Annotated in this window: 20 protein-coding genes and 1 riboswitch; of the genes, 5 read left to right on the top strand and 15 right to left on the bottom strand. The window is 73.9% G+C overall.

What is annotated here, in order from left to right; translation table 11 throughout:
* Positions 1 to 148: 148 nt before the first annotated feature.
* Positions 149 to 883: an ATP-binding protein gene (locus ODJ79_RS22900; RefSeq protein ID WP_263025586.1), complete on the top strand. Its 735-nt coding sequence runs from the start codon at positions 149 to 151 to the stop codon at positions 881 to 883.
* 14 nt (positions 884 to 897) lie between these two features.
* Here the strand turns inward: ODJ79_RS22900 and ODJ79_RS22905 are convergent, their stop codons facing one another.
* Together ODJ79_RS22905 and ODJ79_RS22910 are read right to left on the bottom strand one after the other, a co-directional pair.
* On the bottom strand, positions 898 to 2,970 hold the full coding sequence (locus tag ODJ79_RS22905; protein WP_263025587.1) for a hypothetical protein: 2,073 nt from the start codon (positions 2,968 to 2,970) through the stop codon (positions 898 to 900).
* A gap of 85 nt (positions 2,971 to 3,055) precedes the next feature.
* Positions 3,056 to 4,192 carry a peptide chain release factor 1 gene (locus ODJ79_RS22910; protein WP_263025588.1) on the bottom strand — a complete coding sequence of 379 codons (1,137 nt, stop codon included), beginning with the start codon at positions 4,190 to 4,192 and terminating at the stop codon, positions 3,056 to 3,058.
* Positions 4,193 to 4,290: 98 nt separating this feature from the next.
* Between ODJ79_RS22910 and ODJ79_RS22915 the strand changes: the two genes are divergently transcribed.
* On the top strand, positions 4,291 to 4,812 hold the full coding sequence (locus ODJ79_RS22915) for a hypothetical protein (protein ID WP_263025589.1): 522 nt from the start codon (positions 4,291 to 4,293) through the stop codon (positions 4,810 to 4,812).
* Positions 4,813 to 4,893: 81 nt separating this feature from the next.
* Complete coding sequence (locus tag ODJ79_RS22920; RefSeq protein WP_263025590.1) at positions 4,894 to 6,369, top strand: glutamate--cysteine ligase; 1,476 nt, start codon at positions 4,894 to 4,896, stop codon at positions 6,367 to 6,369.
* A 939-nt stretch (positions 6,370 to 7,308) separates the two neighbouring features.
* On the opposite strand, the gene ODJ79_RS22925 is transcribed toward ODJ79_RS22920, so the two are convergent.
* From ODJ79_RS22925 to ODJ79_RS22980, 12 genes are all read right to left on the bottom strand, one after another.
* Positions 7,309 to 8,121, bottom strand: a complete 813-nt coding sequence (locus tag ODJ79_RS22925; RefSeq protein WP_263025591.1) for an alpha/beta fold hydrolase — start codon at positions 8,119 to 8,121, stop codon at positions 7,309 to 7,311.
* Positions 8,122 to 8,165: 44 nt separating this feature from the next.
* Positions 8,166 to 8,525 (bottom strand): fluoride efflux transporter CrcB, encoded by a 360-nt coding sequence (gene crcB, locus ODJ79_RS22930; protein WP_263025640.1) that lies wholly within the window; start codon positions 8,523 to 8,525, stop codon positions 8,166 to 8,168.
* Positions 8,525 to 8,980, bottom strand: coding sequence for a fluoride efflux transporter FluC (locus ODJ79_RS22935; protein WP_411267361.1), 456 nt, complete (start codon positions 8,978 to 8,980; stop codon positions 8,525 to 8,527). The genes crcB and ODJ79_RS22935 overlap by 1 nt, the downstream gene beginning before the upstream one ends.
* Positions 8,981 to 9,068: 88 nt before the next feature.
* Positions 9,069 to 10,508, bottom strand: coding sequence for a hydrolase (locus ODJ79_RS22940; protein ID WP_263025592.1), 1,440 nt, complete (start codon positions 10,506 to 10,508; stop codon positions 9,069 to 9,071).
* 89 nt (positions 10,509 to 10,597) lie between these two features.
* Complete coding sequence (locus ODJ79_RS22945; RefSeq protein WP_263025593.1) at positions 10,598 to 11,494, bottom strand: hypothetical protein; 897 nt, start codon at positions 11,492 to 11,494, stop codon at positions 10,598 to 10,600.
* Entirely contained in the window at positions 11,491 to 11,859 is a 369-nt protein-coding gene (locus tag ODJ79_RS22950; protein WP_263025594.1) for a cobalamin biosynthesis protein, read from the bottom strand. The genes ODJ79_RS22945 and ODJ79_RS22950 overlap by 4 nt, the downstream gene beginning before the upstream one ends.
* Positions 11,860 to 11,878: 19 nt before the next feature.
* The gene (locus tag ODJ79_RS22955; RefSeq protein ID WP_263025595.1) at positions 11,879 to 13,327 is read right to left on the bottom strand and encodes a cobyrinate a,c-diamide synthase; all 1,449 of its coding nucleotides are present in this window, start codon (positions 13,325 to 13,327) and stop codon (positions 11,879 to 11,881) included.
* Positions 13,321 to 13,920: a cob(I)yrinic acid a,c-diamide adenosyltransferase gene (cobO, locus tag ODJ79_RS22960; protein WP_263025642.1), complete on the bottom strand. Its 600-nt coding sequence runs from the start codon at positions 13,918 to 13,920 to the stop codon at positions 13,321 to 13,323. Before cobO ends, ODJ79_RS22955 begins: the two co-directional genes overlap by 7 nt.
* 5 nt (positions 13,921 to 13,925) lie before the next feature.
* Positions 13,926 to 16,046 carry a VWA domain-containing protein gene (locus tag ODJ79_RS22965; protein WP_411267362.1) on the bottom strand — a complete coding sequence of 707 codons (2,121 nt, stop codon included), beginning with the start codon at positions 16,044 to 16,046 and terminating at the stop codon, positions 13,926 to 13,928.
* Between the two features lie 9 nt (positions 16,047 to 16,055).
* Positions 16,056 to 16,181, bottom strand: a riboswitch (cobalamin riboswitch).
* A gap of 16 nt (positions 16,182 to 16,197) precedes the next feature.
* Positions 16,198 to 17,919 (bottom strand): gluconokinase, encoded by a 1,722-nt coding sequence (locus ODJ79_RS22970; RefSeq protein ID WP_263025597.1) that lies wholly within the window; start codon positions 17,917 to 17,919, stop codon positions 16,198 to 16,200.
* Positions 17,916 to 18,062, bottom strand: a complete 147-nt coding sequence (locus ODJ79_RS22975) for a hypothetical protein (RefSeq protein ID WP_263025598.1) — start codon at positions 18,060 to 18,062, stop codon at positions 17,916 to 17,918. Before ODJ79_RS22975 ends, ODJ79_RS22970 begins: the two co-directional genes overlap by 4 nt.
* A gap of 168 nt (positions 18,063 to 18,230) precedes the next feature.
* Positions 18,231 to 19,142, bottom strand: coding sequence for an NADP-dependent oxidoreductase (locus tag ODJ79_RS22980; RefSeq protein ID WP_263025599.1), 912 nt, complete (start codon positions 19,140 to 19,142; stop codon positions 18,231 to 18,233).
* Between the two features lie 91 nt (positions 19,143 to 19,233).
* Between ODJ79_RS22980 and ODJ79_RS22985 the strand changes: the two genes are divergently transcribed.
* The gene (locus ODJ79_RS22985) at positions 19,234 to 19,812 is read left to right on the top strand and encodes a TetR/AcrR family transcriptional regulator (protein ID WP_263025600.1); all 579 of its coding nucleotides are present in this window, start codon (positions 19,234 to 19,236) and stop codon (positions 19,810 to 19,812) included.
* Positions 19,813 to 19,832: 20 nt separating this feature from the next.
* Here the strand turns inward: ODJ79_RS22985 and ODJ79_RS22990 are convergent, their stop codons facing one another.
* Positions 19,833 to 20,405 carry a TetR/AcrR family transcriptional regulator gene (locus tag ODJ79_RS22990; RefSeq protein WP_263025601.1) on the bottom strand — a complete coding sequence of 191 codons (573 nt, stop codon included), beginning with the start codon at positions 20,403 to 20,405 and terminating at the stop codon, positions 19,833 to 19,835.
* A gap of 85 nt (positions 20,406 to 20,490) precedes the next feature.
* Between ODJ79_RS22990 and ODJ79_RS22995 the strand changes: the two genes are divergently transcribed.
* Positions 20,491 to 21,372 carry an SDR family oxidoreductase gene (locus tag ODJ79_RS22995; protein ID WP_263025602.1) on the top strand — a complete coding sequence of 294 codons (882 nt, stop codon included), beginning with the start codon at positions 20,491 to 20,493 and terminating at the stop codon, positions 21,370 to 21,372.
* Positions 21,373 to 21,408 lie beyond the last annotated feature (36 nt).

Here is a 21,408-nt window from a genome sequence, read left to right on the forward strand (position 1 = left end):
GCGCAACGGTACTTCATTTTGCTGAAAGGCGGGTCACGACACCAGCAGCCGAGCGGACGCCGCCACCTCAGGTCAGATGTTTAGCGCCGCCGGGGCGGGGAACCAGGATCTCACCATCTGATGGCTTGCGCACGGGGAGGAATCGGCGTTGCCCAGCCAGCTCGTGTGCCGGCCGGAGGGGAAACGGCCCGTGGCGGTGCTGCGGGTCAGCGGAACTCTCGACCCGGTCACCGGGGACGCGCTGCAGAACGCCGTCCGCCGCAGCCTCGCGAACGAGCCGACCGGCCTCCTGCTGGACGTCGCCGGCCTGCGCATCGGCGACCCGATCGGGCTCGGCGCCCTCGGCGAGGTGGTCGGACAGACCCGCGAGTGGCCCAGCGTGCCGATCGTCGTCTGCGGCGCCCCACCGGCCACCCGGCGCGCGATCGAGGCCGCCCCCGGATGCGCCGGCCTGGTCTACTCGGCCGACTGCGAAGGGGCCCTCGCCGAGCTCCGGAAGGAGCCCGAGCCGCCCCGGATCCGCGCCCGGCTGCGGCCCGTGCCGGACGCCTGCCGCCAGGTGCGCCAACTGGTCACCCCGGCCTGCGAGGCGTGGCACCGGGCGGACCTCGCGGCCACCACCGCGCTGATCGCCACCGAACTGGTCGCCAACGTGGTGCGGCACGCGCACACGACGATGGAGTTCACCTTCGGGCTGCGCGCCGGGCGGCTCCGCATGGCGGTGCGGGACGGCAGCCGGCGGTTGCCCGAGCCGGCCCAACCGGGGCTGACGTCACCGGGCGGGCGGGGGTTGTGGCTGGTGCGCGATCTGACCGAGGCGTGGGGCGTCCTGCCGGTCAGCGACGGCAAGGTGGTGTGGACGCAGCTCGGGGCCGCGATGTAGCGGAGCCGGCCGGGCTAATCCTTCTGATCCTGGCCGCTCTCCCCGATCGGACGGTTGAGCTGGCCCATCTGCGGGGGCTCCAGCGGGGGGCGATTGCGGCGGGCCGCCTTCGCGGCCGGCTGGGGCGGTTGGTTGGGCGGCTGCTGCGCGCCGGCCGGACTGGTCGGCAGGGGCTCGGCCGGGCCGCGGTTGGGGTGCACGCCCAGGCCGCTGGGCACGGCGCCGCCGTCGCCGCCGAAGCGGTTGCTGGCGTTCTCCGGGGTGGCGGGCGGCTGTGGTGGCGAAGCCGCCGGGCTCAGGCCGCTGGGTGCGTCCGTCCGGGGCTGTCGGAGGCCGCTGAGTGCCTCTGGCGGCGGGACGGCCGGAGCGGTCGGCAGCGTCGTGGCGGGCGGCTGCGGTGGCGAAGCGGCCGGACCCAGGCCGCTGGGGGCGTCAGTCCGGGCCATGCCGAGACCGCTGGGGGCGTCGGGCCGGGCCGGTCCGAGGCCGCTGGGGGCGGCGGGCGGCGGGACAGCGGGAGCGCTCGGCAGCGGCGCTGGCGGGGCGGTGCCGAGACCGCTGGGGGCGTCGGGGCGGGCCAGTCCGAGGCTGCTCGGTGCGTCGGGCTGCGGGATGCCGGGAGTGCTCGGCGGCGGGGTGGCCGGGGGCCAGTTCGTCTGCTGGTGCGCGGCCTGGTGGCCGGGCGATGGCGGCGCGGCCGGCTGAACCGGGGATGGCGGCGCGGCCGGCTGACCCAACGACGGCGGCGCGGCCGGCTGAACCGGGGATGGCGGCGCGGCCGGCTGACCCAACGATGGCGGTGCAGCCGGCTGACCCAACGATGGCGGTGCAGCCGGCTGACCCAACGATGGCGGCGCGGCAGGCTGGCTGAGCGGTTGCGGCCCGGCGGGCTGATCTGGCGGCTGGGGCGCGGAGGGCCGGCCCATCGCCGGGTTCGGGGGGACGACGGCCGGCGATGGTGGGACGGGTGGCTGCGCGGCCTCCGCCGGGGCGGGGCGGGACGTCGCGACCGGGCGGGGTGCGGGCGGGCGGTTGATCGGCGTGTAGAGCGGGGCGTCCAGGGGGCGCTCCTGCGGGCGGTACTGCGGCGGGCTGCCGACCGGCGAGCCGGGGCCGGACGGGAGCGGCTGCCGGGCCGGCGTGGGAGTCGCGGGCGGGGGCCCGGGCTGCGGGTTCGACGGCGGAGTCTCGACCTGAGTGTCCCCGGCCGGGGGCTCGACCTCGGCGGCCGGCGGCGGGACGGCGGGGGGCAGGTCCATCGCCGGCGGCTCGGGGACCCGTGGCTCGGCGTGGCGGGGCGACGCGGATCCCAGCGGCGGCGGGGTGAAGGAGAGTCCGCTCGGTGCTTCGGCCGACGGCAGGTCCAGCGACGCGGCGGTCAGCCCGCTCAGGCGCGGCCCGGGCGGCTCGCCGGAAGGCGCAGGAGAATCGGCAGGCTCAGGAGATTCGGAGACCTCAAGAGACTCGGAGACCTCAAGAGACTCGGAGACCTCAAGAGACTCGGAGACCTCAAGAGACTCGGAGACCTCAAGAGAATCGGAAGGCGCGGGCGGGAGCAGCCCATCGTCGAGCGGCGACGCCACCAGGGTCGACGGCTCGATCGGGGGCAGATCGGCACTCAACGGCTCCCGCGGCAGGGCTGCGGTCAACGACTCGATCGAGGGCAGCTCGATATCTGCCTTCGGCGAGGCGAACGACACCTCCACGTGCGGCTCGTCGTCCGGCGCATGGCTGCCCGCGGACGGGCCGGGCCACGCCGGGCGATCCGGCTCGCCGAGGGAAGAGCCCGGGAGCGGATCGAGCGAGCCGAACAGCGGCGGAGACGCGTACGGCTGGTCCTCGACCGCACCCGGCGTGCCCTGCCGGGCGGCCGTCACCAACCCGGAGGCCTCGGCGAGCTCGGCGAGGCCGGCCGCCTCGACGACCTCGGCGGCCGCGCGCCCGACGGGGCAAGGCAACGGCGCGCCGCAGACCGGGCACTCGGTCATCTCCTCGCTGGGGCCGGCCCCGCCGCCGTGCGCCTCGAGCATCCCGAGGGCGGTCCGGGCGAGCACACTGTCCGGGTCCACGAACGCCTTGGGTGCCATGTCCTGCCCCCTCCCCCGCGCGAGGCCGCACGGTTCCGAGTCAAGTTCACCTTTCGTGGTGATCCTTCGCGGGGTTTTCGGGGATTCAGGCGGTGCTCTCGTCGTCGTCGTCGCGCAGGATCGCCCCGATGCCGTGCGTCAGGCCGATCTCGGCCGGGTCGACCAGCAGCAGGCCCGCGCCGGTGCCGACGACCGCGCGCAGCAGGGCCGCATCGGCGCGCACCTCGATCGGTTCGACGCCCGAGGCGCGCAGCGTCCCCGGCTCGGTGGCGATCAGTCGGGGATCGCCGGCGCCGATGAAGAGCCGGTCGGTCGAGTCCGGGTCGTCGACCAGCAGCACCTCCTCGACCTGGCCGCGGCGGAGCCGGACGACCACGTCGCCGAGGCCGTCGGCGTGCGGCCGGCTGCCGTACCGGGCCACGGACGCCTTCATGTTCTGCGCGGCGACCTCCGCGACGGCCCGTTCGGTGGCCTCGTCCAGCCGGCCCGACCCGCCGGTCTGCCCGGTGGTGACCACCCGGTCGCGCCAGCGGGGCGGAAGCTTGCCGACCACGTACGGGATCTCCTTCGGGTCACCGGCCACGACCACGACCTCGGCGCCGATCTGCTCGGCCGCGTCGGCGGCGGCCGCCACGTCGCCGGCGTGGCGTTTCCAGTTCTCCTCGGCGGCCCGCTGGTAGCGCGGGTTGGCGATCGGCTGCTCGCCGGCGCCGTGCACCGTGTACCGGCGGGGCGTTCCGCCGGCGTCCAGCGCCTCGATGTCGCCCTCGCGGTGCCCGGCCTGCACCCGTACGTAAGGGATCTCCTCGCCGCGCAGCGCGACCATCGGCATGGCGTGCGGCAGCGGCCCCCAGGTGGCCAGGTCGGCGACCGGCGGCGCCGGCAGCGGTTCGATCAGCGCGACCTCCCCGGCGCGGGCGAAGATCGCGAGCCCGTGGCGGCCGGGGCGGTGCGGGTATCCCTGGACGGCCTCGCCGATCGCCGCGATCGTGGCCGGATCGGCGCCCGCGCCGGCCAGCAGACCGGCCAGGTCCCGCCACCGCTGCTCGATCCGGTGGCCGGCATCCCCCTCGGCGCGGGTCGCATCCTCAGCATGGGCCGCGTTCTCGGCGTGGGTCGCGTTCTGGGCGTGGGTCGCGTTCTCGGCGTGGGTCGCATCCAGGTAGACCGACGCCCACGGGCCGTCCCCCGCGAACAGCGGGCGCAGATATTCCAGGTCCATGATCGCGTACCCCCTTCTGACCGATTCTCACTTTTTCACTCACGGTAAGTGAGAAGTTGCGCTCCGTACGATATGAACACATCCAGGAGGTGGTCCGCTTGGACGAGGTCGAGCTGTACCGCGAGCAGGTCCTCCGGCACGTCAGCCCGGTCATCACCGGTCGTTTCGCCGGATACCAGACGTCGTACACCCGGGAGGTGAAGGTCGGGCAGCCGCTGCTGGTGCTGGTCTACCTGGCGGCCGGTGTCGCCCAGATGCTCGGCTCGCTGCTGCGGATGGGTGGCGCCCGGCGCAGCTTCAAGGAGCTGAAGAAGGGGCCGGAGTTCCTGGTGACCCCGCTGCGCGTACGCGACGACCTGGGACAGACGTACGAGGTCGAGATGCACGGCCACCTGCCGCAGTCGGCGCTGCACCGGGGCGACCTGATCCAGCTCACCACCCGGCCGCAGAAGGACGTGCGGCTACCGGTCCGGCTCATCCAGGTGGTGAACCTGACCACCATGCAGCCGCTCACCCCGCGGATCCCGACAATGTGGTCGCATCTCGGTCCGGCCCTGCTGCTGCAAGCCATGATCGGGTTTCTCGTCGTCGCAACGGTGGCAGCCGCCTGGCTCTCCTGAAAATCCAGACACCCCCTTCCCCTGTGGCGCAGACCTGCCCGGTGTGCGAACTTGGATTCACTCGAGAAGAGGTGGTGTGCCGTGGGCGAGGAAGTCGAGCAGACCAACTTCACCCGAGAGGATCGAGCGAAGTACCGGCACAAGATCCGCCGGAGCCTGGATGTGTTCGCCGCAATGTTGCGCGAATCCCGCTTCGAGTTCGAGCGGCCGCTCACCGGCATGGAGATCGAGCTCAATCTCATCGACGAGGACGCGAATCCGGCGATGCGCAACGCCGAGGTGCTGGGCGCGATCGCCGACCCCGACTTCCAGACCGAACTGGGCCAGTTCAACATCGAGATAAACGTGCCGCCGCGCCGGCTGGCCGGGGACGAGAACGCCGACCTCGAACGTACGCTGCGGGCCAGTCTGAACAACGCGGAGAAGCACGCGCGCGCGGTCGGTGCGCACACCCTGATGATCGGGATCCTGCCGACGCTGCGCCGCGAGCACATGACGCTGGACGCGCTGTCGGCGAATCCGCGCTACAAACTGCTGAACGAGCAGATCTTCGCGGCCCGGGGCGAAGATCTCGACATCCGGATCGACGGTGTGGACCGGCTGGCCGTCACCACCGACACCATCGCGCCCGAGTCCGCCTGCACCAGCACCCAGTTCCACCTGCAAGTCAGCCCGGCACAGTTCGCGTCGTACTGGAACGCCGCCCAGGTCATCGCGGGCGTGCAGGTGGCGCTGGGCGCGAACTCGCCGCTGCTGTTCGGCCGGGAGCTGTGGCGCGAGACCCGCATCCCGCTGTTCGAGCAGGCCACCGACACCCGGTCGGAAGAGATAAGAGCGCAAGGTGTACGCCCGAGAGTGTGGTTCGGCGAACGCTGGATCACCTCGGTGTTCGACCTCTTCGAGGAGAACGTGCGTTACTTCCCGGCCCTGCTGCCGATCTGCGACGAGCTCGACCCGGCCGACATCCTGGAACGGGGCGAGGTGCCCGAGCTCAGCGAGCTACGGCTGCACAACGGCACGGTCTACCGCTGGAACCGGCCGATCTACGCGGTGGTGCGCGGCCGCCCGCACCTGCGGGTGGAGAACCGGGTGCTCCCGGCCGGCCCGACCGTCATCGACACCCTGGCGAACGCGGGCTTCTACTACGGGCTGATCCGCAACCTGGCCGAGGCCGAACGGCCACTGTGGACGCAGATGAGTTTCAGCGCGGCCGAGGAGAACTTCCACGCCTGCGCCCGGCACGGGATCGACGCCAGCGTGTTTTGGCCGGGGCTCGGCTACATCCAGGTCACCGAGCTGGTGCTGCGGCGCCTGCTGCCGCTGGCCCAGAGAGGGCTGGAACGGTGGGGCGTCTCCGCGGGCGAGCGGGACCGGCTGCTCGGGATCATCGAGCAGCGCTGCCTGAACCAGCGGAACGGGGCGTCCTGGCAGGTGGGGACGCTGCACGCGCTCGAGGCCGACGGACGGGACCGGCAGCAGGCGCTGCACGAGATGCTGCGGCGGTATCTGCCGTTGATGCACGAGAACATCCCGGTCCATGAGTGGCCGATGGGTTGAGCTGGTCCGGCCCTGGTTGCCATGGCCCGGGTGGTGCCTGGTCGCGGCTCGTGCCGCCGGTCGCGGAGATGTCGTGGTCGGGCTCGTCAGCCATGGCCCAGGGGCTGCCTGGTCGCGCCTCCTGCCGCCGGTCGCGGAGATGTCGTGGTCGGGCTCGTCAGCCATGGCCCAGGGGCTGCCTGGTCGCGCCTGCTGCCGCCGGTCGCGGAGACGTCGTGGTCGGGCTCGTCAGCCATGGCCCAGGGGCTGCCTGGTCGCGCCTCCTGCCGCCGGTCGCGGAGATGTCGTGGTCGGGCTTGGCAGCCATGGCCCGGGGGTGCCTGGTTCCGGTGGGTGCCGCCGGTCGCGGTCGGCGGCGGTATAGGGTCATTTTGCGCCGCCGGAATGGCCGACATCCCCTTTTGGAATTTCGCGAGATTGGCATGATCTTCCCAGGATTCAGGCTTACCACGGCGTTTCCGGGGGTGGGATAATGTTCGTGTGGGACAGCTGGGATTCTTCACCAAAGCTCAATTAGCTGGAATGCGCGATCGCACCAGGTCTCGCCGCTATTCCGCGGAGAAGGAAGCGTTTCGCCGGGAGCATGAGAGGCATCGCGCCTGGGGGCTGGTGCAGCGGCACTCTCGGAAGCTTCGCGAGCTGCACGGCGGCGACGGGATCGTGGCGCTGACCGCGGCGATGCTCGGCCGGGCCGACCAGGCAGGCGATCCGCGGGTGGTCGAGCAACCGTCCCATCCCCAGGTGGTCGGGCAGGCGTGCGACTTGCCGGTGGCCGACCAGGCAGATCCGGTGCTGGTGGCGGAGCCTGCGGCAGCCAGGCCGGATCTACCGCCGTCGGAGTCGTCGGAGACTTTCGTGATGGAGCGGCCGAGCAGCACTGCGGAAACTGTCCCGGACGCGCTGCGGCGAAACCGTTCTATTTGTTCTGCGGGGAGCGCATCAGTCAGCGATGGCTTCGCGGACGAAACGCTCGAACCGGGTCGGGTCGGAGAACATCGGGAAATGGTCCGCGTCCGGCGCGACGAAAAGGCTCGCCTGCGGTGCCTGGTCGGCAAGGCGCGCGGCCCACAACCGCGTGCCCTCGAAATCTCGGCCGCCGGCGAAGACGGCGATCGGCGTGTCGATCTCCGCGAACCGGGTCTTGACCGGCGGGTCGAGCTCCACGCCGTGGTACTGCGGCATCGTCAGGACGCGGGAGTTCGCCACGTGCCAGCCGATGAGCCGGCGTCGGTCGGCGGCGTTGACCGCCGGGCTCCACGCGTCCACGTCCACCGTCGAGGCGGCGAGGATGTCCTGGTTGCGCAGGTGCCGCTCCACCTCGTCGAAGACCTTGCGCATCTGCTGCCGGGCGGCGGTCTCCCGCGGGGCCGGGTCGGGGAACTCGCCGAACGAGCCGCCCACGACGCAGACCTTGACCACTCGGCCGGGGTGCCGGTGGGCGAAGGCCAGCGCCTGTCGGCCGCCGTCGGACGCGCCGAGCAGCGTGGCGCGGGCGACGCCGGCGGCGTCCAGCACCGCCTCGAGGTCGTCGATCTCGCGGTACGGGCGGCTGCTCCAGGACGACAGGCCGGTGTCGCGGTAGTCCCAGGTCGTGACCCGGGCGATGTCCGCGAGCCAGGCCACGGTCGTGTCCCACATCCGCACGTCGGCCAGGCCCGCGTTGAGCAGCACGACATCCGGCCCGTGCCCGTGCTGCCGGTAGTAGAGGTAGCCGTCGGGAACCTCGGCGAAGCCTTCCGCAACTGTCCGCATAGGGCACCCAGCATGAGGGTCAGCGCGCCATGGATCAACCGGATTCAGCTGACCGCCTGGGCGAGCAGCAGGCCGATCGCGGCGGCGCCCAGGCCGGCGACTATCGAGGCGATCACGTTGACCAGAGCGTAGAAGCGGGCGCCCTGCTGGACCAGGCGCAGCGTCTCGTAGCTGAAGGTCGAATACGTGGTGAGCGCGCCGCAGAAGCCGGTGCCGAGCAGGGCGGTCACCGTCGGGCCGACCGGTGCGGCGGTGAGGAAGCCGAGGATCAGCGAACCGCAGACGTTGACCGTGAAAGTGCCCCAAGGGAAGACCGAGTCGTGCCTCGCCTGGACCGCTCGGTCGGTGAGGTAGCGCAGCGGGGCGCCGACCGCCGCGCCCAGCGCGACCAGGAGGATGGTGATCACCGGCGCACCGCCAGGCGGGTCAGGACGGTGCCGGTGTAGACCGCCAGCAGCGCTCCGATCAGGGTCAGGGCCAGGTAGCCGAGGGCCACCAGGGCGGCGCCCTCGCCCGCCGCGCGCTGGATGTCGACCACGTACGTGGAGAAGGTCGTGTAACCGCCCAGGACGCCCACCCCCAGGAAGGGGCGCACCAGCGGCTTGTGGGTGACCACCTCGGTGACGATCACCATGAGGACGCCGATCAGGAAGCAACCGGTCACGTTGATCACGAAGGTGGACCAGGGGAAGCCGTCCGGCGGGTGCGGCCAGGCGGTGGCCAGGCCGTAGCGGGCCAGGGCGCCGACCACGCCGCCGGCCGAGACGGCGGCCAGCACCGAGGCATGCAACTCGGCGCGCATGGCCGGGACGTGCAGGTCCACGTCGGAATCGGTGGGGGCGGCGCTGGACTCGGCCACGTACACACTCCTGCCTTTGATCTTGCCAGGCAGGGAGTCGGCGGGCCCCACCGCCGGGAACTGAGCCTACCGTGGGGCCCGCCAGGATTCATGCCGTCGGGGTGAGCGTCACGTCGTCGAGGACGAAGGACGTCTGCAGCTGTGAACCTTCCGTGCCGGTGAAGGTGATCGTCGTGCTGCCCGAGCCGGAAACGGTGAGAGATTTCTGCACGTAACCGGAGGCGGCGTTCAGGTTCGAGTAGGTGGCCAGCGTCGTTCCGCGCGCGGCGACGGTCAGCTTGTCGTACGCGGTCGTGGTGGTCGTCTCGGCGGTGTCGACGTGCAACCAGAAGCTCAAGGTCGCCCCGCGGCAGCCCGCCGGGACGGTGACCGTCTGGGAGAGCGTGTCGGTGGTCGCCGTGCCGTAGCCGTCCAGCCAGGCCTTGTACGAGCCGGCGTGCGCGGCCTCCGACGACGAGTTGGTGATCACGCCGGAGGTGGCGGTCCAGCCCGAGCTGCCCGACTCGAAACCGGTGTTGGTCAGCAACTGGGCGGTGCTGCACGAGCCGCCGGTGGGCGAGGTCGTGGGTGATGTCGTGGGTGATGTGGTAGGCGTCGAGCCGGTCCCGGCCAGCCACTCGGTGGCGTTCAGCGCGAGCGCCGCGTTCGTGCCGGCCGTGTCGTTCCAGCCGTCGTAGAGCGTGTTGCCGGACTGCCCGGTGCCGTCGTCGATCGGCGAGCTGTCGCCCCAGACCGCGACCCGGCCCGAGCCGAACGTGCTGGTCGTGAAGAACGCCCCGGTGCTGCCGGTCGGGCTGTAACCGGGCCGCCAGACCAGGCCCTTCACGGTGGCGTTGTCCGCCTTGTGCAGGGTCTGGGTGCTGCCGTCGCGGATGATGCTGCCGGTCACCTTGCCGAACGAGCCGTTGATCACCGGGTCGGTGCTGCTGGAGATCGCGGTGGGGTTCTCGCTGGAGATGTCGTTGCTGTCGATGCTGAAGCCGAACGGGTCGGTCGAGTCGACGGTGTTGTTGGTGAGCAGGTCGTTGGCGACCTCGACCGAGTCGTACCCGTCGTTGTTCCGGTCGCTGCCGGTGTGGTCGACGATCAGGAAAAACCCGCCGCCGGCCTGGACGAACTTCATGACCGCCGTCTTCTCGGCGGCGCTGAGCAGCACGTTCGGCTCCGGCATCACGAAGACGTCGAAGTTCTTCAGATCAAGAGCACCGCTTCCGCCGTACGTGATGGTGCTCCCCGCCGGCAGCGTCTTCAGGCTGTAGGACCCGGTGCGCTGCAGCGCGACGCCCCACGACGAGAGCGCGCCCGTCCACGAGGTCTCCGAGGTCGGGTTCGAGTTCTGCCCCAGCGGATCCGGCTGGGACGTGCTGATGATCCAGTCGGCGTTGCCCGCCGTCTCGGCCTTGCTGTTGTCGAACAGCACACGATGGACGACCGCGGCCGACGCGGGTGGCGTCGAGACCACGGCGACGAGGGCGGCTCCGGCAGCCACGATGGTGGCGGCGAGGACAGCCCGGGTACGGACCAGCACCTTGCACCTCCGATTGTCGATATATCGACCGGAGACTATGGGCGCGAGGTGACCGCGCCCACCCTCCTTCGGTGACGCAAGGGGAAACCCTATCGGCGCGACCTACGGTAGGCCCGGACCGTCATGCCGAACACCGTTCCCGCTGCGACCGCGAGGCACATGGCGGCGAGGTGCGCCATCGAGCCCAGCGGGCCGGTCAGCCCGTCGGCCCCCACGTCGGCGGCGACCACCCCGATCGTCACGACACCGCAGATCACGGTGACGGCCGCAAGCCGGGCGCGAGTGACCAGCGTGACCGGGCTCTCCGGCAGCGGGGCGACCTCGGCGGCAGCCGTGCCGATCAGAGCGCGCTCCTCCGGATGGGTGCGGTAATGATGGATCGCCGCCGCCACGAACTCCGGGTCGACGCCCTCGACGAGCATCTGGCGCCGGTTCAGCACGAACCCGGTCGTCCGCGCCGACTCCCGCCGGTCGTAGGTGAGCTCGATGGCCGGACCCATGACGGCCTTGGGCGGCACCGGCGACATGGCCTCCCACGGCACGGTGAGCGTGCCGGAGTACTTGTCGGCGCGCAGCCCCTCGGCCGTGATCGTCAGGCCGACGCCGCGCCAGACCGCCCGCAGGTAGCAGAACAGGAAGGCGATACACGCCACGCCTTCGGCGGACATTTCAGCCGGAAAGAGGAGGACCATGCCGATGAGGCCGAGGTGGGCGAAGGCGGCGAGCCCGAGAACGACCGTCCGCGGCGTACGCAGCGACCGCCCGTCCGCGACGAGGGCCGCGGGTGGCCGCCGGGTCGACGGCGCGACGAAGGTGACCACCGCGAGCCCGGCACCCACCACGAACATCCCGGCCGGCAGGAAGACGAGCACCTCGCGATCGCCGCCGAGCCGCCCGGCCACCACCGTCGCCGCCAGCAGCAGCACGCCACCGACGAACAGCGGGCGCCGGAAGCGCGCGGTCGCCACGACCAGTCGGAAGATCACCGCGGGAGTGTAGACACCGCCACCGTGACCCCGCCAAAGACCCGCTTCGGCAGGATCAGCGTGCCCCCCGTGCCGGCGGCGGCAAGGGCCGCCGCCTCCGCGACGCCGGGAGTGCCCACGGCCGCAGCGACGGTTTCGCTCCTATTGGGTACGTCGTGAGCACGGAGCTCTTCCGGGGCGAAACTCATCAGCCGCCATCCCCGCCCGGCGGCCACGGCTCGCACGCCTTCCTCGCCCGCCCGCCGGTCGACGGTGGCCAGCGCGACGACCTCCGCCGCCGGGATCCCCGCCTCGGCCAGGGCCGCCTCGACGGCCGCGGTCAGCTCGGCGGCGCTGCGATCCGGCCGGGCCCCGAGCCCGACCACGAAGCGGCCCCCGGCACGGTCACTCACTCGCCTGGGCCGCGATGACCACGTTGCGGGCCAGGGACGGCGTCCCGGCCCAGTGCAGGTGCAGGTAGGAGGCGTGCACGGCCGGGGTGGCGAAGCCCTCCGGATCCGCCCCGCGCCACTGCCACGCTCCGCCCGCCGCCGGGGAGAGCAGCAGGCCCGAGCGCGGGTGCACGGCGGTGCGGTGGAACTCGTGCCCGGTCACCCGTGTCCCGGCCGGGGCGAGAGGGCTGTCGGCCAGCGCGACGGCGTCCCGGTAGCCCAGCGTGAGGGTCGGGGTCATCGCCGCGTCCGCGTCGAGGACGCCGCACATCGGGGCGTCGTCGAGGGTCCGGCACAGCCAGAGCAGGCCCGCACACTCGGCCACGATCGGCCCGCCGCGAGCGGCCAGGGCGGCGACCTCGCGGCGGAGCGGCTCGTTGGCGGACAGCTCCGACGCGTACACCTCCGGGAAACCGCCGCCCACCACCAGGCCGCGCGTGCCGGCCGGCAGCTTCTCGTCGCGCAGCGGGTCGACGACGACCACGTCGGCGCCCGCGGCCGCGAGCAGCTCCGGCGTCTCGGTGTAGGAGAACGAGAACGCCGGGCCGCCGGCCAGCGCGATGACCGGCCGCCCGCCCAGGCCCCACTCCGCGCCGCCGGCCACCGCGTCCGGCTCCGGCGCGCCGCGGCCGGCGCCGGTCCCGAGCCGCGCGGCCCCGGCCCCCGGCCCGACCGCGTCCGCCGGATTCCACGGCTCCACCTGCAGCGGGGGCGCGGATCGGGCGACCGCCTCGATCTCGCCCAGGTCGACCGAGGCGGCGACCAGGGCGGCGAGCGCCTCCACCGACTGCCGGGCCTCGGCCCGGCGCTCGGCAGCCGGGATCAGGCCGAGGTGGCGGGACGGCGCGGCCACCGCGTCGGCCCGGCGCAGCGCGCCCAGCACCGGGGTGCCGACCTCCTCGCACGCCTCCCGCAGCAGCGACTCGTGGCGGTCGGAGCCGACCCGGTTGAGGATCACGCCGGCCAGCCGGACGCTGCCGAAGCTGCGGAATCCGTGCACCAGCGCGGCGATCGACCGGCCCTGCGCGGCCGCGTCCACCACCAGGATCACCGGCGCGTCGAGCAGGGCGGCCACCTGCGCGGTCGAGCCGGTGTCGCCGGCGCCGACCCGGCCGTCGTAGAGGCCCATCACGCCCTCGACGACCGCCAGCCCGGCGCCGGCCGCGCCGTGTGCGAAGAGCGGGCCGATCAGGCGCTCACCGGTCAGCACGGGGTCGAGGTTGCGGCCCGGGCGACCGGCGGCGAGCGCGTGGTAGCCGGGGTCGATGTAGTCGGGGCCGACCTTGAACGGCGCGACCGGCACGCCGCGCCGGGCGTACGCGGCCAGCAGACCGGTGGCCACGGTCGTCTTGCCGTGTCCGGAGGCGGGCGCGCCGATGACGACGCGCGGGATGTCTACCACTCGATGCCCCGCTGCCCCTTGCGGCCGGCGTCCATCGGGTGCTTGACCTTGGTCATCTCGGTGACCAGGTCGGCGGCCTCGAGCAGGGCGGGCGCCGCGTCCCGGCCGGTGATCACCACGTGCTGGGTGCCGGGCCGCCCGGCGAGCGTCGCCACCACGTCGTCGACATCGACCCAACCCCACTTCATCGGGTACGTGAACTCGTCCAGCACGTAGAACGCGTACGTCTCGGCGGCCAGGTCCCGCTTGATCTGCGCCCAGCCCTCGGCCGCCTCGGCCGCGTGGTCGCGCTCGGTGCCGGGCCGCTGGATCCACGACCAGCCCTCGCCCATCTTGTGCCAGGCCACCGGCGCACCACCGGTCGTGCCGAGGGCCTTGAGCGCGGCTTCCTCGCCGACTCGCCACTTCTCCGACTTCACGAACTGGAACACGCCGATCGGCCAGCCGGCGCTCCACGCCCGCAGCGCCATCCCGAACGCGGCCGTCGACTTGCCCTTGCCGTGCCCGGTGTGCACGGCGAGCACGGCCTGGCGGCGGCGCTGCCGGGTGGTGAGCCCATCCTGCGGCACGGTGGTGACCTTGCCCTGCGGCATCGGAATCACGCGGCCTTTCGGGTCGTCGGGGCGGCCCCGAGGTGGTCGAGGGGCATCAGGTCGGCGTCGAGGGCGGTGGCGAGGCGGCGGGCCAGGCCCAGGCGGATCGGCCCGGACTCGCAATCGACCACGACGGCGGCCACACCGGCCAGCGCCGGGGCGACCGTCACCGGGTCGGGGCCGCTGGTCGCCCGGCCGTCGGTGACCACCACCAGCAGCGGGCGGCGGCGGGGGTCCCGGCGGCGCTCGGTGGCGATGGTGGCGGCCGCCGTGCGCAGGCCCGCGGCGAGCGGGGTGCGACCGCCGGTGCGCAGGCTCGCCAGGCGCAGCACACCGACCTCGTGGCTGGAGGTGGGCGGCAGCACCTGCTCGGCACCGTGGCCGCGGAACGTGATCATGCCGACCCGGTCGCGGCGCTGGTAGGCGTCGCGCAGCAGGGACAGGACGGCGGTCTTCACGATGGACATGCGCTTGCGGGCGGCCATCGAGCCGGAGGCGTCGACCACGAAGAGGACCAGGTTCGCCTCCCGGCCGACGTGCACCGACTCGCGCAGGTCGCGCGGGTCGACGCCGCGGGCGCCGCGATGCAGGGCGGCCCGCAGGGTGGCGGGCAGGTGCGGTGCGCCGGCCAGCTTGCCGCGCGGGACCCGGCTGCCGACCACCCGCCCACGCCGGGCCAGGGCCGGGGAGCGCCGGCCGGCATGCCCGCCCTCGCCACGCCGGGCGATCGAGAGGGTACGGGTGCGGTAGGGGTTGCCCGCCGCGACGGCCGGCGCCGCCTGCTCCGCCCCGGCCGGGCGCTGCCCGGCGTCGGCGGCGTCGGGCGGTGGGTCCGGCTGCGCGCCCGCGTCCGCGTTCCGCGGGGTGCCGGCGTCCCCGCCCTGCTCGCCGGCGTCCCCGCGCGGCGCGCCGGCATGCCCGCTCGGCGCGCCGGCGGGCCGCGGTTCCTGCCCCTCGGGGCCGCCCGACTTTTCGGGAATGTCGGGTGGGCGGGAGTCGGGGCCGTCCGGGCCGGGCGGCGGCGCCCCTCCCCCGTCCGGGTCGTCGTCCGGGTCGTCCTCCAGCTCGGCCTCGGCCCGGGCGAGCGCCTCCTCGAGTCGCTCCTCGTCCGTCCCGGGCGGGTCGAGCGGGTCCCGGCGCCGCCGATGCGGAAGCGCCAGCCGGGCGGCGTCCCGTACGTCGTCGGAGGTCACCGCCTCGCGGCCGTGCCAGGCCGCCAGGGCCACCGCGCAGCGAGCCACGACGATGTCCGCGCGCATCCCGTCCACGCCGTAGGCCAGGCACACCCGGGCGATCCGGTCCAGCTCCCGATCCGGCAGCTGCACCCGGGGCAGCGCCGCCTGCGCCGCCACGATCCGGGCCGCCAGCTCCCGCTCGGCGTCGGCGAACCGGGCCGCGAACCCGGCCGGGTCCGCCTCGTAGGCGAGCCGCCGCCGCACCACCTCGGCCCGCTCCCTCGGCTCCCGCGGCGCGCCGACCGTCACCACCAGGCCGAACCGGTCCACCAGTTGGGGGCGCGGCTCACCCTCCTCCGGGTTCATGGTGCCGACCAGCAGGAACCGGGCCGCGTGCTTGACCGACACGCCGTCCCGCTCGACGTGCGCCCGGCCCATCGCCGCCGCGTCCAGCAGCAGGTCGACCAGGTGGTCGGGGAGCAGGTTCACCTCGTCCACATAGAGCACCCCGCGGTGCGCCGCCGCCAGCAGGCCCGGCTCGTAGGCCTTCACCCCGTCGGCGAGCGCGCGCTGGATGTCGAGCGTGCCCACCACCCGGTCCTCGGTGGCCCCGACCGGCAGCTCGACCAGGGCGGCCGGCCGGGAGAGCGCCGGGCTGTCCGGCGGGTGCGGCCCGTCGGGGCACAGCGGATCGGGCGCGCTGGGATCGCAGGCGAAGCGGCAGCCGCGTACGACCGGAACCGCCGGCAGCAAGCCGGCCAGCGCGCGCACGACGGTGCTTTTCGCGGTGCCCTTCTCGCCCCGCACCAGCACCCCGCCGACGTGCGGGGAGACGGCCGTGAGCAGGAGCGCGAGGCGCAGGTCGGCAAGACCGACCACGGCGGAGAACGGGTACGGCGTCACAGGTTTCCCCTTCTGCACGGGTGTCCACGCCCGCGCGGCGGTCGGCACGAGCGGCCGGAGTCTCCTGGCTCCCGGATCGCCGCCGCCCGCCGTGCCTTCCAGCCTCGCGGCCGTGGCTTGAACTCGGCGGGAAACTCCCCGGTCACAGTGGCGGGACCGTCCCGGATTCGCACCGGGTTCCTCCGCTACCGCTCGGCTGTCATCGTTTCCTACCGTCCGGCGGACCGTCAACGCGGGTCCCCCGCCCGCCGCCGGAGTCGGCGTGCGGATGCGCGGCCGTCTCCGCCGCGTGCGGATGCGCGGCCGTCTCCGCGGCGTGCGGATGCGCGGCCGTCTCCGCGGCGTGCGGATGCGCGGCCGTCTCCGCGGCGTGCGGATGCGCGGCCGTCTCCGCGGCGTGCGGATGTGCGGCCGTCTCCGGCAGCGGCGCCAGCCGATCCAGCTCGCGCACGGTCTCCAGCACCGACAGCGCCGCCTTCTCCACCAACGGCCGCAACCGCGCGTAGAGCTCGGCGTCCGCCGGGTCCGGCCGGGTCGGCTCGCCGATCTCGACGAGCGCCGCCGCGTGGTCGAGGTCGGGCAGCTCGCCCAGCGCGTGCCAGCCCAGCAGGCAGGCCCCGAGCGCGGTGCCCTCGGGCGTGTCGGCGATCGCGACCGGCAGGTTCAGCGCGGCGGCGAGCACGCCCACCCACAGCTCGGAGGCGGTCGACCCGCCGGTGGCCCGCACCTCACGCACCTCGAAGCCCTCGGTCGCGAACGAGTCCCGCACCAGCGCCAGTTGCTGGCACACGCCCTCGACGGCGGCCCGCACCAGATGCGCCCGCCCGTGCTCGCGGCGCAGCCCGAGATAGGCGCCGCGCAGGCCGGAGCGCCACCACGGCGCCCGCTCGCCGAGCAGGTACGGCAGGCAGAGCAGCCCGTCGCTGCCCGGCGGCGCGCCCTGTGCCTCGATCAGCAGCGCGGCGTCCCGCTCGTCGGCGTCCTCGCCCTCGGCGCCGGGTCGCTCGAAGCCGGACGCGAAGCTCTGCCCCGCCCAGCGCACCACCGAGCCGGCATTGTTGACCGCGCCGCCGATCGCCCAGCGGTCCTCGGTGAGCGCATAGCAGAAGAGCCGCCCGTCGGCGTCGGCCGTGGGCCGGTCGACGATCGTCCGCACCGCGCCGCTCGTGCCCAGCGAGACGGCGGCGACACCGGCCGGGGTGGCGCCGAGCCCGAGGTTGGCGAGCGGCCCGTCGGCGGCGCCCACGACCAGCGGAAGGTCGCCGACCTTGAGCACCTTGGTGGTGGGCACGACCTCGGCGAGCTGCCCGTCCCGGACGCCGGCGATCTCCATTGCCTCGGGATCCCACTGCCGCCGGTGGATGTCGTAGAGCCCGGTGCCCGACGCGACCGAAAGATCCAGCAGGAACGACCTGTCCACCAGGGCGGACAGGATCAGCTCCTTGACGCCACCCCAGCGCGGCGTGTCGCGCAGCAGCCCGGGATCCTCCGACCGCCACCAGGCCAGCTTGCTCAGCGGGGCCATCGGATGCACCGGGGTGCCGGTCCGGCCGTGCAACCCCTTGGCCCGCCCCGACGCGATGATCTCGTCACACTGGTCGCCGGCCCGCCCGTCGGCCCAGGTGATCAGCGGCCCGAGCGGCTTGCCGTCGGCGTCCATCGGCACCAGGCCGTGCAGGAACGCGCTGAGGCTGACCCCCACCACCCGATCGCCCTGGGCGTCGCAGGCGGCGCGCACGTCCCGCAGCGCCGTCACCGCCGCGCCGATCAGGTCGGACGGCGAGATCTCGGCCCGCCCCGGGGCCGGCACCGACAGTGGATAGTGGACGCTCGTCCGTGCCCGCAGCCGCCCGTCCAGGCCGGCCGCGATCGCCTTGGTGGCCGTGGTTCCGGTGTCGATCCCGATCACGACGTCCGTCATGTTCCCAACGTAATGGCAGCGCGGCCGGAGCGCGTGAACACCACGATCGGGGGGAGGGTCACGGCCAGCAGCAGATACGCGACGCGCAGCAGCCCGGTCGAGCGTGCCAGCACGAACTCGTCGAAGTCCTCCCCCCCACACACACACAACCGGATAGACACCGGCTGGGTGCATTCGGTTGCTCTCCTTCGGACGTACGCGGGAAGCAGTCCCCGACCGCAACCCGCGTCGTCCCCGGTGCGGCGGCCACTCCGGGCGCGGCACCGGGCCGTTCCCGGCCTCCGGCCGGGGCGGCCCCACCGTCCGGCGCGTCACCCGATCTGCAGCACCAGCTTGCCGTGCGCCTGTCCCGAGCGGCTCCGGTAGAGGGCCGCCCGCCACTCGTCGAGCGGGTGGACCCCGGCGATCGGCACCGAGAACCGCCCGGCGGCCGCCAGTTCCGCGTACTCGCCCAGCACGTCGTCACGGATCGCGCCGGCGCTCACCCGCACGCCATATCGTCCGGCCCCCGCCAGGTCGCTCTGCGTCAGCACGTCCGTGGGCGCTGCCACGGTCCGCACCAGCTCGGGCAGCGCCGTCCCGGCCGGCGCCAGGTCCAGCACGACATCCACCGGGCCGCCCGCGATCGCCGTCACCCGGTCGGCCAGCCCCTCGCCGTACCCGGTCACCTCGGCGCCCCGATCGCGCAGGTCGCCGGCGTACGTCGGGCCGGCGGTGGCGATCACCCGCGCGCCGAGCCCGATCGCGATCTGCACCGCCGCGAACCCGACCGTGGTTCCCGCCCCGCTGACCAGCAGGGTGGTCCCCGCGGTCACCCCGAGATCGGCCAGCCCCCGGTACGCGGTCTCGACCGCCATCGGCAGCCCGGCCGCCTGCGCCGGACCGAGCCCGGCCGGGCGCGCGAACCACACGTCGAGCACCGCCAGCTCGGCGGCCCCGGCCGTGGGCCCGCGGAACGGCGCCGGCCCGAAGACCGGGTCGCCGGCCGCCACGCCGCTCACCCCCGCGCCGAGCGCGTCGACCGTGCCGGCCACCTCGAGGCCGATCCCGCGCGGCAGCTCCCCGGCGAACAGCCCGCCGCAGAGCGCCCAGTCGGCCGGTGTCAGCCCGCAGGCCTCGACCGCGACCCGGATCTGCCCCGGCCCCGGCTCGGGCGCCGCGGCCTCCTCCAGCCGCAGCACCTGGGCGGGATCGCCGTACTCATGGAAACGAAGAGTGCGCATCAGGGGTCTCCTCCCCGAGAGGTGACGACAGGATCTGTCGTCACCAACCTAGCACCGTGATGACAGCATCTGCTGTCGCTACACTCGCGGCATGGCCAGGTGGGAGGGCAACACGCGGGGACGGCTGGAGCGGGCGGCGCTGACCCTGTTCACCGAGCAGGGCTACGACCGCACGACGGTCGCCCAGATCGCCAAGCGGGCAAACCTGACCGAGCGGTCGTTCTACCGCTGGTTCGCCGACAAGCGCGAGGTGCTGTTCGCCGGCGACGACCTGGAGGCCCGGATCACCGCCGCGATCGAGGCGGTCCCGGCCGGCACGGCCGCGTTGCCGGCCCTGCTGACCGCCTTCGCGTCGGTGCCCGAGGTGCTGCGCCCGCGGGAGTTCCTGCGCGAGCGGGCGGTGGTGATCGCCGCCAACCCGCCGCTCCAGGAGCGCGAGCTGATCAAGATGGCCGGCCTGTCCGGCACGATCGCCGCCGCCCTGACCGCCCGCGGCGTCGACGAGCAGACCGCGCTACTGGCCACCGACGTCGGCTCGGCCGTGCTGCGGCTGGCCCTGAGGCGCTGGATGGACGACGAGCACACCCCGTTCGCCGACCTCCTCGCCGCCGGGGCCGCCGACCTCCGGGCCGTCGCCGCCGAGGGAGCGATCAGCCCGGCGGGTCGCTGATCAGTCGCGTAGGTCGCCGATCAGCCCAGGGCGGTGCTGGCCGCGCGCAACTCGTCCAGCGCCGCGCGGGTGTGCCAGGCGAGGTCGTCGCCGGAGTTGGCCTGCGCCCACGCGGCGTACCCCCGCTTGAAGGCGAGCACGCCCAGCTCGCTGGCGAGCGCCGCGGTCGGGTCGGGCACGCCGCGCTCGACCAGGGCACTCGTCATCGCCGCGGCGAGGCCGACGCTCTTGAGGGCGTCCCGCTCCCGCAGCTCGGCGCTGGCGGCCACCGCGGCGGTCAGGCGCGGGGCCAGTTCCCGGCTGACCGGGGTCATCGCGTGCGAGGCGCGGTCGAGACCGGCGGCGACCGCGGCGAGGGGCGTCGACCCGGCGGGCGCCTCGGCGATCCCTTCGGCCAGCAGCCTGCTCAGCGTCTCCTGCCCGGCCACCAGCAGCTCGCGCTTGTCCGGGAAGTGGCGGAAGAACGTGCTCTTGGTGACCCCGGCCCGCTCGGCGATCTGCGCGACGGTCGTCTCGTCGTACCCCTGCTCGGAGAAGAGCTCGACGGCGGCCACGACGAGTCGTTCGCGCGCGCCGGGTTCCCATCGAGCCATGGCGCCCAGCATAGTGATGAGACCTTTGTCCCGTCACCGTGGTAGTGTGATGGGACAAAGGTCCCATCACATCGAGGGGTACGTCATGCGCGTTTTCATCACCGGCGGCACCGGCCTGATCGGCTCCGCCGTCGTCGCCGAGCTGCTCGGTCGCGGCCACACCGTCCTCGCGCTCGCCCGCTCGGAGACGTCCGCGCAGGCCGCCGAGAAGGCCGGCGCCGAGCCGATCCGCGGCGGGCTCGCCGACCTCGACACCCTGCGGACCGGCTGCGACCGCGCCGACGGGGTGATCCACCTGGCCTTCGGCAACGACTTCAGCAGCGCCGAGGCGGTCGCCCGGTCGGTCGCCGAGGAGGGCGCGGCGCTCGCCACCCTGGGCGAGGCGCTCACCGGCAGCGGCCGGCCGCTGGTCACCGTCTCCGGCACGCCGTGGGTGCCCGGCCGCCCCTCCACCGAGGCCGACCCGGTGCCCACCGACGGCCCGGTCGGCGGTCGCGGCCGCTCGGTCATGTCGGTGCTCGGGCTGGCGGAGCACGGGGTGCGGAGCACGGCCGTACGCCTGCCGCGGACCGTCCACAACGAGGGCGCGGGCGGGTTCGCCGGCCTGCTGACCACCATCGCACGGCGCAGCGGCGTCGCCGGCTATCCCGGCGACGGCACGCAGCGCTGGCCGGCCGTGCACGCGCGGGACGCGGCGGTGCTCTTCCGGCTGGCCCTCGAGGGGGCCCCGGCCGGCACCTGCTGGCACGCCGTGGCCGACGAGGGCGACCGGGTGCGCGACATCGCCACCGTCATCGGCCGCCGGCTGGGCCTCCCGGTCGAGTCGGTGCCGGCCGGCACGTACGGCCCGCTCGGCCCGATCTTCGCCACCGACCAGCCCGCGTCCAGCGCACACACCCGGCAGGCGCTCGGCTGGGCGCCGACGCACCCCAGCCTGCTCGACGACCTGGAGAACATCCACCCATGAGCGGCCCGGTCAGCCAGGCGCGGCAGGGTCGGCCTG

This window comes from Actinoplanes sp. KI2 (assembly GCF_025630775.1).
Taxonomy (GTDB): domain Bacteria; phylum Actinomycetota; class Actinomycetes; order Mycobacteriales; family Micromonosporaceae; genus Actinoplanes.

What these genes read in the sequence shown, in the direction of transcription:
- ODJ79_RS22905 (WP_263025587.1), bottom strand. Translation starts at nt 2,970, where the DNA reads ATGGCACCCAAGGCGTTCGTGGACCCGGACAGTGTGCTCGCCCGGACC.
- ODJ79_RS22910 (WP_263025588.1), bottom strand. Translation starts at nt 4,192, where the DNA reads ATGGACCTGGAATATCTGCGCCCGCTGTTCGCGGGGGACGGCCCGTGG.
- ODJ79_RS22925 (WP_263025591.1), bottom strand. Translation starts at nt 8,121, where the DNA reads ATGCGGACAGTTGCGGAAGGCTTCGCCGAGGTTCCCGACGGCTACCTC.
- cobO (WP_263025642.1), bottom strand. Translation starts at nt 13,920, where the DNA reads ATGCCGCAGGGCAAGGTCACCACCGTGCCGCAGGATGGGCTCACCACC.
- ODJ79_RS22970 (WP_263025597.1), bottom strand. Translation starts at nt 17,919, where the DNA reads ATGACGGACGTCGTGATCGGGATCGACACCGGAACCACGGCCACCAAG.
- ODJ79_RS22980 (WP_263025599.1), bottom strand. Translation starts at nt 19,142, where the DNA reads ATGCGCACTCTTCGTTTCCATGAGTACGGCGATCCCGCCCAGGTGCTG.
- ODJ79_RS22985 (WP_263025600.1), top strand. Translation starts at nt 19,234, where the DNA reads ATGGCCAGGTGGGAGGGCAACACGCGGGGACGGCTGGAGCGGGCGGCG.
- ODJ79_RS22990 (WP_263025601.1), bottom strand. Translation starts at nt 20,405, where the DNA reads ATGGCTCGATGGGAACCCGGCGCGCGCGAACGACTCGTCGTGGCCGCC.
- ODJ79_RS22995 (WP_263025602.1), top strand. Translation starts at nt 20,491, where the DNA reads ATGCGCGTTTTCATCACCGGCGGCACCGGCCTGATCGGCTCCGCCGTC.